This window comes from Pseudomonas brassicacearum subsp. brassicacearum (assembly GCF_008801605.1).
GTDB lineage: Bacteria > Pseudomonadota > Gammaproteobacteria > Pseudomonadales > Pseudomonadaceae > Aquipseudomonas > Aquipseudomonas brassicacearum.
Genome location: NZ_VZPJ01000005.1, coordinates 345,068 through 356,795 on the forward strand (window position 1 = coordinate 345,068; position 11,728 = coordinate 356,795).

12 protein-coding genes and 1 other RNA gene are annotated in these 11,728 nt (G+C 52.5%); 6 read left to right on the plus strand and 7 right to left on the minus strand.

All coding sequences use genetic code 11. The features are described from left to right. The first annotated feature begins 44 nt into the window (after nucleotides 1–44). The 3 genes from F7R20_RS14855 to F7R20_RS14865 all read left to right on the plus strand — a co-directional run bounded on the left by F7R20_RS14855 (nucleotide 45) and on the right by F7R20_RS14865 (nucleotide 2,271). Entirely contained in the window at nucleotides 45–335 is a 291-nt protein-coding gene (locus F7R20_RS14855) for a hypothetical protein (protein WP_003197648.1), read from the plus strand. A gap of 96 nt (nucleotides 336–431) precedes the next feature. Then, nucleotides 432–827, plus strand: a transfer-messenger RNA (tmRNA) gene (ssrA, locus tag F7R20_RS14860). A gap of 187 nt (nucleotides 828–1,014) precedes the next feature. After that, nucleotides 1,015–2,271: an integrase domain-containing protein gene (locus tag F7R20_RS14865; protein WP_081352616.1), complete on the plus strand. Its 1,257-nt coding sequence runs from the start codon at nucleotides 1,015–1,017 to the stop codon at nucleotides 2,269–2,271. Between the two features lie 120 nt (nucleotides 2,272–2,391). On the opposite strand, the gene F7R20_RS31940 is transcribed toward F7R20_RS14865, so the two are convergent. The 5 genes from F7R20_RS31940 to F7R20_RS14890 form a co-directional block, all read right to left on the minus strand. Continuing rightward, nucleotides 2,392–2,661: a hypothetical protein gene (locus F7R20_RS31940; RefSeq protein ID WP_081352615.1), complete on the minus strand. Its 270-nt coding sequence runs from the start codon at nucleotides 2,659–2,661 to the stop codon at nucleotides 2,392–2,394. Further along, nucleotides 2,658–3,638 carry an integrase domain-containing protein gene (locus F7R20_RS14875; RefSeq protein WP_081352614.1) on the minus strand — a complete coding sequence of 327 codons (981 nt, stop codon included), beginning with the start codon at nucleotides 3,636–3,638 and terminating at the stop codon, nucleotides 2,658–2,660. Before F7R20_RS14875 ends, F7R20_RS31940 begins: the two co-directional genes overlap by 4 nt. After that, the gene (locus F7R20_RS14880; protein WP_081352613.1) at nucleotides 3,622–3,975 is read right to left on the minus strand and encodes a hypothetical protein; all 354 of its coding nucleotides are present in this window, start codon (nucleotides 3,973–3,975) and stop codon (nucleotides 3,622–3,624) included. Before F7R20_RS14880 ends, F7R20_RS14875 begins: the two co-directional genes overlap by 17 nt. Beyond that, nucleotides 3,962–5,368: a YfjI family protein gene (locus F7R20_RS14885; protein WP_081352612.1), complete on the minus strand. Its 1,407-nt coding sequence runs from the start codon at nucleotides 5,366–5,368 to the stop codon at nucleotides 3,962–3,964. The genes F7R20_RS14880 and F7R20_RS14885 overlap by 14 nt, the downstream gene beginning before the upstream one ends. 1,067 nt (nucleotides 5,369–6,435) lie before the next feature. After that, entirely contained in the window at nucleotides 6,436–6,972 is a 537-nt protein-coding gene (locus tag F7R20_RS14890; RefSeq protein WP_081352611.1) for a LasR-specific antiactivator QslA, read from the minus strand. Between the two features lie 534 nt (nucleotides 6,973–7,506). Between F7R20_RS14890 and F7R20_RS14895 the strand changes: the two genes are divergently transcribed. From F7R20_RS14895 to F7R20_RS14905, 3 genes are all read left to right on the plus strand, one after another. After that, the gene (locus F7R20_RS14895; protein WP_081352626.1) at nucleotides 7,507–7,839 is read left to right on the plus strand and encodes a hypothetical protein; all 333 of its coding nucleotides are present in this window, start codon (nucleotides 7,507–7,509) and stop codon (nucleotides 7,837–7,839) included. 473 nt (nucleotides 7,840–8,312) lie between these two features. Next, the gene (locus F7R20_RS14900; protein ID WP_232002290.1) at nucleotides 8,313–9,296 is read left to right on the plus strand and encodes a DUF3644 domain-containing protein; all 984 of its coding nucleotides are present in this window, start codon (nucleotides 8,313–8,315) and stop codon (nucleotides 9,294–9,296) included. 133 nt (nucleotides 9,297–9,429) lie between these two features. Beyond that, nucleotides 9,430–10,200 carry a hypothetical protein gene (locus tag F7R20_RS14905; RefSeq protein ID WP_151180606.1) on the plus strand — a complete coding sequence of 257 codons (771 nt, stop codon included), beginning with the start codon at nucleotides 9,430–9,432 and terminating at the stop codon, nucleotides 10,198–10,200. Between the two features lie 67 nt (nucleotides 10,201–10,267). Here the strand turns inward: F7R20_RS14905 and F7R20_RS31945 are convergent, their stop codons facing one another. Both F7R20_RS31945 and F7R20_RS14915 read right to left on the minus strand, forming a co-directional pair. Beyond that, nucleotides 10,268–10,486, minus strand: a complete 219-nt coding sequence (locus F7R20_RS31945) for a hypothetical protein (RefSeq protein WP_081352608.1) — start codon at nucleotides 10,484–10,486, stop codon at nucleotides 10,268–10,270. A gap of 369 nt (nucleotides 10,487–10,855) precedes the next feature. Further along, nucleotides 10,856–11,305 (minus strand): hypothetical protein, encoded by a 450-nt coding sequence (locus F7R20_RS14915; RefSeq protein WP_151180607.1) that lies wholly within the window; start codon nucleotides 11,303–11,305, stop codon nucleotides 10,856–10,858. Between the last annotated feature and the right edge of the window lie 423 nt (nucleotides 11,306–11,728).

Genomic DNA, 11,728 nt, shown 5'->3' on the forward strand with positions numbered 1-11,728 from the left:
CCACTGTCCCGCGGCACCGAGACCATACGTTCAAGGAGATACACATGAAGCGCACCGCACTTGCTGGCTTGTTCATTTCCGCTGCGATGTTGGCCTCTCCGGTGTTTGCAGATAGCCAGGCAGACCTTTGCCAAATAAATCTGCAAAAAATCAAGGACGCCAAGGTCAGCAGCGAGCAAATGAGTGAAAGCATGAAGTCTGACATCGATGCCACTGTCCAACAGGCCACCGCTGCCAAGGCCAAAGGTACCGAGCAAGGCACGAAGGAATGCATCTCGCTGACCACCCAAGCTCTTCAGAAACTGCAGAACAACACCAAAGGCGATCAGCAGTAATGTCGCGTCCGGCCAACCTTCGGGTTGGCCTCAGTCGCGGATTGGCGTACACTGCAAATGCCTGCCACTCCTCCAGCTTCATGGAGCGACAGGTTCGGGGCCGTTTAGGATTCGACGCCGGTTGCGAAACTTTAGGTGCATGCCGAGTTGGTAACAGAACTCGTAAATCCACTGTTGCAACTTCTATAGTTGCCAATGACGAAAACTACGGCCAGGAATTCGCTATCGCTGCGTAAGCAGCCTTAGACCTGAGCTTCTGGTACCTTCGGGTCCAGCAATCATTAGGGGATGTCTGTAAACCCAAAGTGATTGTCATATAGAACAGAATCGCCGTGCAGTACGTTGTGGACGAAGCGGCTAAAACTTACACAACTCGCCCAAAGCACCCTGCCCGTCGGGTCGCTGAGGGTTAACTTAATAGACACGGCTACGCATGTAGTACCGACAGCGGAGTACTGGCGGACGGGGGTTCAAATCCCCCCGGCTCCACCACTTCAACATCTAAAGACGTCCACGGACGTCTTTTTTTGTGCCTGGAATCCAGTAAATACGGGAGTTTCAGGGCTACTGGAGGCTTTCGAGGTTTTTAGAGTTCCAGGCGATTTGGTATTCCCAATGGTATTCCCGGCTACCCGGCGCTAATCTTGGGAATACCAAAAGGTGTCATGGAGTACTTCTCATGTGCGCTCAAACCACCCGCCTCTCCGACCGCCAGCTCAAGGCGGTCAAACCGAAAGACAAAGATTACGTCCTCACCGATGGCGACGGGCTCCAGCTGCGAGTCAGGGTCAATCGCTCGATGCAGTGGAATTTCAACTACCGGCATCCCGTCACCAAGAATCGAATCAACATGGCACTCGGCTCTTATCCCGAGGTTTCTCTTGCGCAAGCGAGGAAGAAAACCGTTGAGGCCAGAGAGCTGCTTGCACAGGGCATCGACCCAAAAGCTCAGCGCAATGAGCTGCAGGAAGCCAAACGAGCGGAAACGGAACATACGTTCGAGAACGTAGCCACCGCGTGGTTCGAATTGAAGAAGGACTCCGTCACCCCGGCGTATGCCGAAGACATCTGGCGCTCGCTCACACTGCATGTTTTTCCAAGCATGAAATCAACGCCGTTATCGGAAGTGAACGCGCCGATGGTCATCAAGCTGCTTCGTCCGATTGAAGCTAAAGGCAGCCTCGAGACAGTTAAGCGAGTGAGCCAGCGCCTTAACGAGATCATGACCTACGGGGTCAACTCCGGAATGATCTTTGCCAACCCTCTCAGTGGCATTCGAGCGGTGTTCAAGAAACCCAAGAAAGAAAATATGGCCGCGCTACCACCTGACGAACTTCCGGAGCTCATGATGGAAATCGCGAACGCCAGCATCAAGCGGACGACCCGCTGCCTGATCGAATGGCAACTTCATACCATGACACGCCCTGCCGAGGCGGCCACCACTCGATGGGCAGACATCGACTTCGACAAACGCATTTGGACCATCCCTCCGGAGCGAATGAAAAAGCGTCGTCCGCATACAATTCCGCTGACCGAACATGCACTCTCGTTATTGGAGACGCTCAAGCACCATAGCGGCCACAGGGAATATGTGTTCCCGTCAGATAGAAACCCGCGCACCCACGCGAATAGCCAAACAGCAAACATGGCGTTGAAACGAATGGGCTTTCAGGACCGTTTGGTCAGCCACGGCATGCGCTCCATGGCCAGCACAATCCTCAACGAGCATGGATGGGATCCGGAGCTAATCGAAGTCGCGCTGGCGCATGTCGACAAGGACGAAGTTCGGAGCGCCTACAACCGGGCGGATTACATCGAACGTCGGCGCCCGATGATGGCCTGGTGGAGTGAACATATCCAGAAAGCGGCTACCGGCAGCCTGTCAGCGTCGGCCATCAATCAAACCAGGGACCGCAAGGTGGTGCCGATACGCTGACATCACGGCGACAGTTCATGCCATCCGTGTAGTGGAGCTTGCCAGCGCTTCTTCGGCCGAGCCCCTGAGTATGGGAAGGCTCCGCATTCCCATACTCAGGGGCTCACGCTTAAAGGCCTATCAGACAACCACGACTTTTGCCTTTCTAAGGCGGATCAACCCTGCTGTTAACTCGTAGTAGTAGACGGTAGCTGGAGCTGAGCATCGCAGGTAGTGCTTCAGAAACCATCTCACGTGCTTTTCTCTCCAGGACCAGGGAGTCGCGCAACCCCAGCGCTCACGAATCACCTCGTGCATCCTTTCTGCTTGCCTAATGTGCCGCTGCCGCGTGGCATGTGCACCTTTGAGCACGGGGCACAGGAATAACGCTATGTCGAACTCGGCCGTCATCGCCAGCCTCCGATGTAGGCACTCACCACATCGATGCGGTTATGTCCCAGTTCGTGGCTGATCTGCTGTCGTGCACGCTGATCAAGCTCTCGATCTTCTCGATGAACACGACCGCCGTTGACAGGTGTATTCAAGCCAGTCAGTTGCTCATAGCGCTCACAGGCGAAAGCCGCCCGCAGCTCATGAAAGCCTTTCAATCCATGATCGTGCAGGAGGTCCCGTGCCGGTTGCACAACTGATTGCATAAACTCTTTGTAGCTCTCGTTGGGAGCCAACAGGTTCCGACTGCGACTGGGCGAAGCCTCACAGGCCCTCTCCAAGGCGCTACGGATTTGATCAGTGACCGGAATCCAACGTGGTGCTGACGCGCCTGATCGGCCGCCTTTGGTGCCGTCTTGGATGTTGATCTTGCCCAGTTGCCGCGCCTCACATTGCAGTCGGGGCAGGTCCGCCAAGATCGCTTCACGCAGACGCATACCAGTCTCCCGGGCCAGATGCACAATTGCGGCCACTCGTTGCTGACTTCGCTCTGACAGCGCGCGTGCGATCAATTCGATCTGAGCACGATCTTGGCCTTGCGGTGCCTCCCCGCGTACGCTTGAGCGCTGCAAACCCAGCGCCTTGCTCGGACTGGAGATTTTGACGTACTGATCACCGCGCAGCGCAGCCATCGTTCGGTTCACGCTGGACAGTCGGTTCTGCGCGGTGGCTATGCCGATGTTGCCCCGATCAACCTGCTCACGCACATACGTGGCGTACCGCATGAGGATCTCACGGTCGATCTGTCGCGCGTCATTGAGTCCCGGACCTTCATCGGATCGACACCAATTCACGAAGGCCTGCCACCGATCGCTATGGGCTTTGACGGTAGCAAAATGGCCATCGCCAAATAGATCTTTCAGTGCTTGCGGTCCGGCATAGCTGAGCTGGCGACCAAAGCCAAAATTACGACCCGCTCGCTTATCGACCCGAGCCATTTTCCTGCTCCTGATCGACTGCTGCGAGCTCATGAAAAAGGGCTCGCCAGTGTGCATTCACAATAGCGAACTGGGCCCAATCAGTCGGGCGAAAACACAGCGTGTTGCCGGCGACGTATAGATGCGCGCCCTCCTTTTTCAACCATTGGATGATGGCTGTCGTCGTAGTGCTAGCTTTACGGGTGATGGCGACATCGGCGACACCGGCGACAACCCTTACCTTGTCTGGCTTTGAGCGTGGCGACAAAGTGGCGACAGTCGCGGCGACAAACCGCGCTTTCGGCTCCTTTTGGCGCTGAGCCAGGTGGTTGCGCAGCGCTTCATCAAGATTGAACATGGCGCACCTCGAAGGTGTGGCCGTCGGTGATGAGCCACTGATGATCAATCAACTCGACCAACAGCTTGGCGGTATGACGACTGCTCTTACGGGCAAAACGGGGACCGTTGCGGTTCAGCTCCCGAATACTGAAGCGCTTCCAATCTTTGACCTGCAGCCAGCGCAGCAGCCTGTCTGCCTCTTCTTTTACCCGGCACACCGGTTCCTGTTCGGTCAGGCGCTGGATCTCGGTGAGGTAGTAGCCCACCAAGGTGGAGGCCCGTTGGATATGGTCGACGTCCACGACACTGCTCTCCTCCACCACTGCCAGGATGCCGGCGACGCGCAGCAGGTTGTCGGCGGCCTTCGATCCGCTGGGCCGCACGCTGGCCAGCTCACCAAACTCACCCAGTTGAGCTTCGATGGCATCATGCAAATCAATCCAGCGACGGCGGGCTAACGGGCTGAGTGTCAGCGGTGATAGCCGCAAGGCACCGTCAGCGGAAAGTGACCAAGGCTGATGAAACAGGGCCGAAAGACGGTGGTGATATCGCTTTAGGGCGGGGTCTTTGGACAAGTCGACAGCCTGGTAACTGCGTTGTCCGGCCAGGCTGGTGGGCCAGGTCATGAGGCAGCGACCGAGAATGCCTTGCCCCTGCAGCAATGGGTCACTGAGTAACTGCATGGCTAGATACGGTTGCAGCATCAGGTGCAGGCTTAAGCGTCGATCGTAAGCTCGCAAGCTTTCACCCACCATAGACCGCGCGCGATCTATCGGACTGCCGTCCCAGAGTGACGACAAGGTCGTGACCGCTTTCAAACGGTTATCCCGACTCATGGTGCTGCTACCGAGGAATTGTCCCCCCTCGTCACAGAACAGGCCCATGCTCGGCAAGTCATGGCAGAGTCCCTTGATCAGGGCCTCGATAGTCGGATCCGTGGTGATCAGCCTAGGTGCAGAGGGCTCCGCTTCAAGCGGTACGCCGTTTGTGGGGTTGGGATCGCCAGGGTTGATACGCTGCGCCTGTCGCTGCGCGACACGGTACCGGGCGAGTTGTTCACGGTAGCGCTGCCACTGCTCTCGCTCCCATTGCCGTGCTGGCAGTAATGCAGATCGGTCTGCCGCCGTTTTACGATCCCCCGAAGCTGCCACCGTGATCAGGTACAGCGACAGGGGATAATTTCTCCCGTCGAGCTGTAAGCCGGCATGACCTTGGGTAGCCAGTGCCGAGGCGGCCAACACCGATTGCGCTGCCAGTGCTTGGGGCACGCCGATGACCTCGGCCATGCGCTCCGCCGCAAGCCCGAGAATCCCACCCAGTGCCTGCACGGGATAAGGCTGGGGCACGGGGTTCGACTCAATCAACGGTCGAGGTGGTCGTGGTAGTTCAAGCTTCGGATCTAACTGCTGCATGGGCCCTCTCCTCAATCATTGCTAATTGTCCTCACGTAGTCCCGCCACGACTGTTGAGTGTTATCAGGGATCAAGGCCCCTGCGGCCTGTGAGGTGTTCACTGACGCGGAACGATCGGCTCCTTACAACCGGGAGCGAGGGCATAACCCATGAATCTGGCCTCCTTAGTCGCATCCGAAGATGCGGGCGGGTAGAGGCTGTGCCGACTGACGAGTTCGGCACCTGGAGATCTGGAGTAGGAGAAGGCAACGACATGGACACCTGGGGCATGCCTGACTGTCAGTCAGATGCAGCCTTTCCATTGGCTGCGGCACCGGTGCCTGTGTCGTTGCGGATGGCGACGAATCGGATTTGTCAGGTCGATTGTCACGAGGAGAGTTGCGGCAATGCCCTGTACGACGTGGCTTGCAGCAGTGGTCCGAGCGCCCGTCTCTTTCCAGAAGAAAGAGACGGGCGCGGATTGGCGCAGCGAAGTGTGCCGAGAGGTGAGGTTGCTGCAGTGCAGCGAGGAAGGTCCATCGTCTGCCGCAGTAGGCAGATTGGTCGAGTAGGCATCCATCACTCTTGGGAGTGACCGTGCGAGCCGCCGGACGCTAATCGCACTTGGGGAAGAACCACCACGCGAGTGGCGTAGCCTTAAAGGTTCTGACTACCTGGGCAGGTGCTGTCAACGACAGCGATCCGTGCGCCAATTGTTATACCCACTCGAAAAGGCGGTCAAGCGGCACCGCCAATGCGCTGAGAAAGTGGCGACTGTCGCCACTTCTGTCGCCATGCTCCAGACCACGTTATACGCGAGTTGTCGCCACTGTCGCCGCTGTCGCCATACCTATATCCATGCCCAACGAAAGGATCCGCTTTGACACTGAACCGGCTCTGCGCCCGATACAGATCACGAGCAATTACTGACGGGTAAAAGAAGGCTGGCGCTGATCAAATTTGAAATGAAAGGGGGGAACGCGGTGGCTGCAAGAAAAAGCGAGTGAACCCTCCGATCGGCGCGATCAAAGATCGCTTAATCGGAGGGTTTGGCGGGAAAAGCAAAGTCTCAAACGTCAATTACAAACTCAGGCATCGATGCTGGTTGATTGGGAAGTGACTGCCTCACGTCGCATGATCAGCGTCTGCTGCAATCGCAGCAGAAAACCTGCTTCAAATGCTTCTTGGGGATCACCTGGACGATGATGCTTTCGGTTTTGCGCCAGTGCCCACCACAGCGGCAATGATGAGCCATCGAGCCAGGTCTCAGCGCACCGAACGCCGTCCTCAATCATCGGGCGGAATTCATTGCCCCAAGGTGTTCGGAGACCAGGACAGCCTTCAGCTGAAGGGACAGAGACGTACTCACCACCCTGTTGATGAACGCGCTGAGCTGGGATACCGGACAAACATCGAAACGCCTTGTCGAACAACACAGCCGCGTCATCCAACAGCTCTACCGCCAGCTCAACATCCTGTGGAAAATGAAGCAGGACGCTCTGTGCTCCATTAAGCCGAAGTATTGCAGCCTGCCGTAGTTTAATCGCTGCATCTTCAGGGGTAAGCGATGAAGTATCGATGCTGTTGGGTTTGGGAAGGCCAATGAGAAGCGAAAGATCAAACATCGCGGAATCCTCCGAGATCTTTTGCAGCTTGAATCATTTGGCCAGGGTGGCGCACGAGCTTAAAAGGGGGACAGGTCATTTTCCTTATCTCCTCGGACAGTTAAGGAGCCGTCCACCCAGCCGTTCTGACACGAAATGGGTGGCGGACCGTACGGGGGTCAGAAACCGGCGTCCGAGGGAACCGGCCAGGCCGAAGCCTGCCCCGCACGGACCGCCATAGAAAAGCAGCAGCTAAGCCTATGTAAGCACTTAATAGCTGGCTATGGCGCTATGCGCCTCGAACAATTCAGGTTCTGACACCCGGCCACGGGATTGACCGTGACGGGACAAAGCGTAAATGTGAAGCAGTGACAACACAAGCATGCAGTATCAATAAGCTATACATCCGAATGAAGCTGCCGGCCAGACGATGACGCTCGACGGTGACTGGTGGCCCTCCACCGCTTCAGCTCTGACCTAACGACGACTACTGCAGAGCCCGACCACACTGATAGAATCGGCATGGTTGTACATAACGCCCTTCTGAGAAATTTTATGAATACAGAATTGACGGAAGAAGAGATGCGCCGGGCGCTCTTCGGTGATTCTCAGTCCCCTGCGCCAGCATTTAACACACACGTGCAAGACACCGTCCCGGTTGTCGTGATGGTACAACTGGTAAACGCAGCGAAGAAAAAGAAAGTCTCAAAAGGCTTCACGCCCAGGCTGAGAGTCACGCTGCGGGTGGGAAATGAATTTGAAGGCAAAATGCACGAGATGGTACATGAGGCCGATACGCTGAGCTCACTAGTTGCGGAGCAAGAAGCTACAAAGACGGCCAGAAAAAAATTCAGATTTGTGGAAGTTGTATCGGTCAAGTCGATGTAAGCGGCCCGTCTAATTTGGTACTAAATCGTTATCTGTTACCGCAGGTCACCCGACCGACCAGTTCGTGTCGATTGAGGCCTTAAACCTCAGTTACGCTAATCATATCGCAGGCTGGATTTAACACTGACGCTCCATCCAAAGTCTCGATACTTAACTGACCGCCAGCTCCCCGCAGCCGAGGGTAGCGACGGGCAGAAACCGGCCAAAAGCCCCCCTCCGCGGGGAGTTCTCGTAGCTACTACGACAGCAACGTTTGAAAGCCATTCAGAGGCAAGGATTCAGCTTATACAACCACGTTGAGCATAGTGTCAGCGCGGGATGAGAGGAAGAATGTAGTGAATCGTCCGCCCAGACTGGATTTTCGCCCATCTGTCGCTATGTTTAAAGGAAGAGTAGGACCATTCCGAGCTCGCACGCTGGCCACTCTTTAGTAAGCGCACATAAAAATATCGCTCACTCCAAGGATGATCAAAATGGCTGCAGAGAAGAGAGTGCGATCGGTTGGTTCCGTAGCTGGCGAGCTTATAAAGAAATCCAGAGAGGCGGCCCTCGCTTCGGTGCAAATATTCAATAACCCTGCGCTCACCTTTAAGTCTGAAATATTCATTGTTTTGATGATGATATCTTGGACTTATCTCCTTCACGCATTTTATCGAAAAAAAGGAATTGAATATCGGTACTTCAAAATGGAAGGCGCGCGAAAGCGATTTCACAAAACTGCTAAAGGCGCTGTAAAGCATTGGGAACTAGAGAAGTGCTTAAATCAACCTGAATCGCCGGTAGATTTGAGCGCCGCTAACAATCTCCGATTTCTAATCGGCTTGAGGCATGAAATCGAACACCAAATGACAACAAAGATTGATCAGTTCTTAAGCGCTAGATTTCAGGCCTGCTGCTTAAATTATAACGAAATTATAAAGTCTTTATTTGGTTCCAGCTTTGGCATAGACAAGCATTTATCTTTTAGCCTTCAGTTCTCCTCCTTGAACAAGGATCAAGTTGACAGATTATCTCAGGCGGACGGCCTCCCTGAAAATATCCGAGCCTATATAACTTCGTTTGACTTAGCTCTAACCGAGGAAGAATTCAATGATCCGAAATTTTCTTATCGCGTTTTCTTTGTCCCTAAAACTGCAAATCATAAAGGCCAGGCGGATCAAGTAATTGAATTTATCAAGCCAGGGTCTGAAATGGCTCTAGGAATGAACACCAAGTATATTCAAATCAAAGAGACCGAGCGCCCTAAATATCTGCCTTCGAAAATTGTCGAAAAAGTAAAGAATGCAGGCTATCCGAGATTTAACATGATGCATCACACGCAAATGTGGCAATTCCACGAAGCAAAAAAACAAGGCAAGGGTTTTGGTGTTACCGTCATGAATACGTGGTACTGGTATGAAACATGGCTGAATAAAGTGCTAGCTGAGTGTGACATTCGAAAAAAGGAATTCCTGTAGATTATACGCGATCTGCTGTTTTCGATTCGTAGCAGCGATTCTAATAACATCGGTGGAGCATATCTTTAAAGCCACCTAGATTCCGGAGTAAAAATTGTTAAAGCTACATACCCAGTTGATTTGCGTTCATCACATGAACAATATAGACGATCCTTCTGAATTTGTGCCAGCGCCTGACAGGCGTGCAAATAAGCCTATTGGCATCCACGAGGCATCCACGAACAAAACAGCTTTTTTTCAAAAAATAATCAAACCAAAAATTGGTTCAAATATAATTACATTGGCGCTCCCCAACGAGATCACTTTAGCCATAAGCGTGGCAACTAAGGCTTTGCGGCAAGCTCAAAAAATCAAAGTGGATCTCGAGCGGTTATCGGAATTTACCGAGTCTATATACGATCGCAATGTAGGCCTTGCCTATGATTACCTCGAGAACATTCAGGTGGCGACGATATTTTCATATAAGGCAGTGGAATCGTTTTGCAATGCCGTAATTCCTGACACATACATATACAAAAAATCCACGAGCAAGTCTACTGAGCATTACAGCAAAGAACAGATAGAGCGATGGATATCTACTTCGGAGAAGGTGGCATCCATATTGCCATCAATACTGAAGTGCCCGCCACCTCAATCAGCAAGCTTCTGGTCTGACTTCAAGAGCCTTGAGCGCTTAAGAAACGAGATTATGCACTGCAAGTCAAGCAATACAGATGCAATACTGGAAGAACTATTCGCAGAATACGTATACCGATATATACAGTCAGCCATGATTTTGCTCGAACACTTTATTTCTATAGATCCATCTAATCCAATTTTTCCATTAGGTTTTGGGACGTCTATGGTGCGGATTATGAGCGTAGAAAAGGCGGAAGATATATTGGGCAAAATAGAGGAGAGCTGATTAAAACCTTATCCCCAACACGTTGGAAGACAAATTATTCATTGCTTTCCTTTTTGCCTGATTTAATTTATGACTGACGTATCCTCATAATGGCATCTGTGATGGCTTGAGCATTTGTGTCCAGCGTTTCCATGGCGGACATCGCATTGGCGCCGACACTTCCAACCCCATTTTCTGAGAGCCACTTTGTTATCTCTTCTATCGCTGCGCCCAGGGCATGCTGATTGTGCAAGAGCAATGTCAAAGCGTCCGCCGTGGCGATCTTGCAGTCTAAGTTATGTGGCACGGCAGCGTCCTTGAGGAATGGTACAGGAAGCCTAGTTTATCTCGCCGCTGGCTCAGGCTGGGAGAGTAATCGCACAGATCTGCTTTGCATTCGAACTGACCAGTCCTTTGCGCCGGACTTGATCAGCATGCTTCCTGGTGATGACCGGCGGAAATCGGCCAAAAGCGGCCTCTCGGTGAAGGTGGCTCGTGCTCCATGCTCTGGTACTTTGCTCATCGATTGGATCTGGCAGAAAGTAGTTGAGATCAGTGTGCTTAGCGCCAGCAGTGAGGCCGATAGACAAGAGTGCACGATTTGACCCCTAACGTTAGGTTAAAGGGCGGGCTTTAGCCCGTCCCAGTGAGCGGAGCGAGCGATTTGAAGCACTAGTTAGGCATTGGATCTCAGCCACATTTCCAGCGTATGCCAAGAAATATAAAATACTACTCCGGCAATGAGCAGGCTGAACTGTAACTTTGCAAGGTTATTAGACGTTTCGCTGTTGCTTTCAATTGCTGATCGAACACCTTCGCTAGCCGCAGCCAGAGCCTGCGGATGATTTCCAACTTGTGGGTGTCTGCCGCTTTCGATTTTTAACATTTCTATATTGGCATAAAGAGTAGAACTTACATATTGCAAGTGCCGACAACCGAAAAAGAAGCTGAAGCCCCAGAGCAATATACTAATGGCTAAAGGTATTTGAGATGACTTCAAAGAAAGCCCCTGAGTCTGGTTTAGGGCAAAAGCAATAGATGCACCTACCGCAGCCAGCAAAAAATAAGCATATTTATCTTGGGAAGTTCGAAGCTGACGATATAGCTCAATGATTTCTTCTTGCACAAGACCCTCCTTTACCTAACGTAGAGCTTTACAGCAATTTTGTAGCCGCGAAGCGGTGGAGAAATTGTCCGACAACAGCGACTTGTAGGGCTGCTTTTTGCGTCGGATGTATTTTATTTTTTATAAGCTTTAAGTGGTGAATCCAATCCATTCCCGATTCATATTGAATATATTGAAACTTTCTTCTCCTGTATCACACCAGAATCCAATCCAATTTTTAGATAAATCAAACTGATTAAATGCTCCGTCCCCGGTTGCAACCAGAAAACCAACCCATTCTGATGCAGTGTCAAAGATCAGAATTACTTCTTCGTCTGCCTTTACGGTGAAGCCTATGGGCTGGCAACTTTCTGAGAAAATATATAGTCCTGTAATATTTGAGACTCTATTCGGGTCTATGCTTGACGTCCTTTTAGGGTCTAT

Excerpts from the sequence above, each read along its gene's own strand:
- F7R20_RS14855 (WP_003197648.1), top strand. The coding sequence starts at position 45 with ATGAAGCGCACCGCACTTGCTGGCTTGTTCATTTCCGCTGCGATGTTG.
- F7R20_RS14865 (WP_081352616.1), top strand. The coding sequence starts at position 1,015 with ATGTGCGCTCAAACCACCCGCCTCTCCGACCGCCAGCTCAAGGCGGTC.
- F7R20_RS31940 (WP_081352615.1), bottom strand. The coding sequence starts at position 2,661 with ATGACGGCCGAGTTCGACATAGCGTTATTCCTGTGCCCCGTGCTCAAA.
- F7R20_RS14875 (WP_081352614.1), bottom strand. The coding sequence starts at position 3,638 with ATGGCTCGGGTCGATAAGCGAGCGGGTCGTAATTTTGGCTTTGGTCGC.
- F7R20_RS14880 (WP_081352613.1), bottom strand. The coding sequence starts at position 3,975 with ATGTTCAATCTTGATGAAGCGCTGCGCAACCACCTGGCTCAGCGCCAA.
- F7R20_RS14885 (WP_081352612.1), bottom strand. The coding sequence starts at position 5,368 with ATGCAGCAGTTAGATCCGAAGCTTGAACTACCACGACCACCTCGACCG.
- F7R20_RS14890 (WP_081352611.1), bottom strand. The coding sequence starts at position 6,972 with ATGTTTGATCTTTCGCTTCTCATTGGCCTTCCCAAACCCAACAGCATC.
- F7R20_RS14895 (WP_081352626.1), top strand. The coding sequence starts at position 7,507 with ATGAATACAGAATTGACGGAAGAAGAGATGCGCCGGGCGCTCTTCGGT.
- F7R20_RS14900 (WP_232002290.1), top strand. The coding sequence starts at position 8,313 with ATGGCTGCAGAGAAGAGAGTGCGATCGGTTGGTTCCGTAGCTGGCGAG.
- F7R20_RS14905 (WP_151180606.1), top strand. The coding sequence starts at position 9,430 with ATGAACAATATAGACGATCCTTCTGAATTTGTGCCAGCGCCTGACAGG.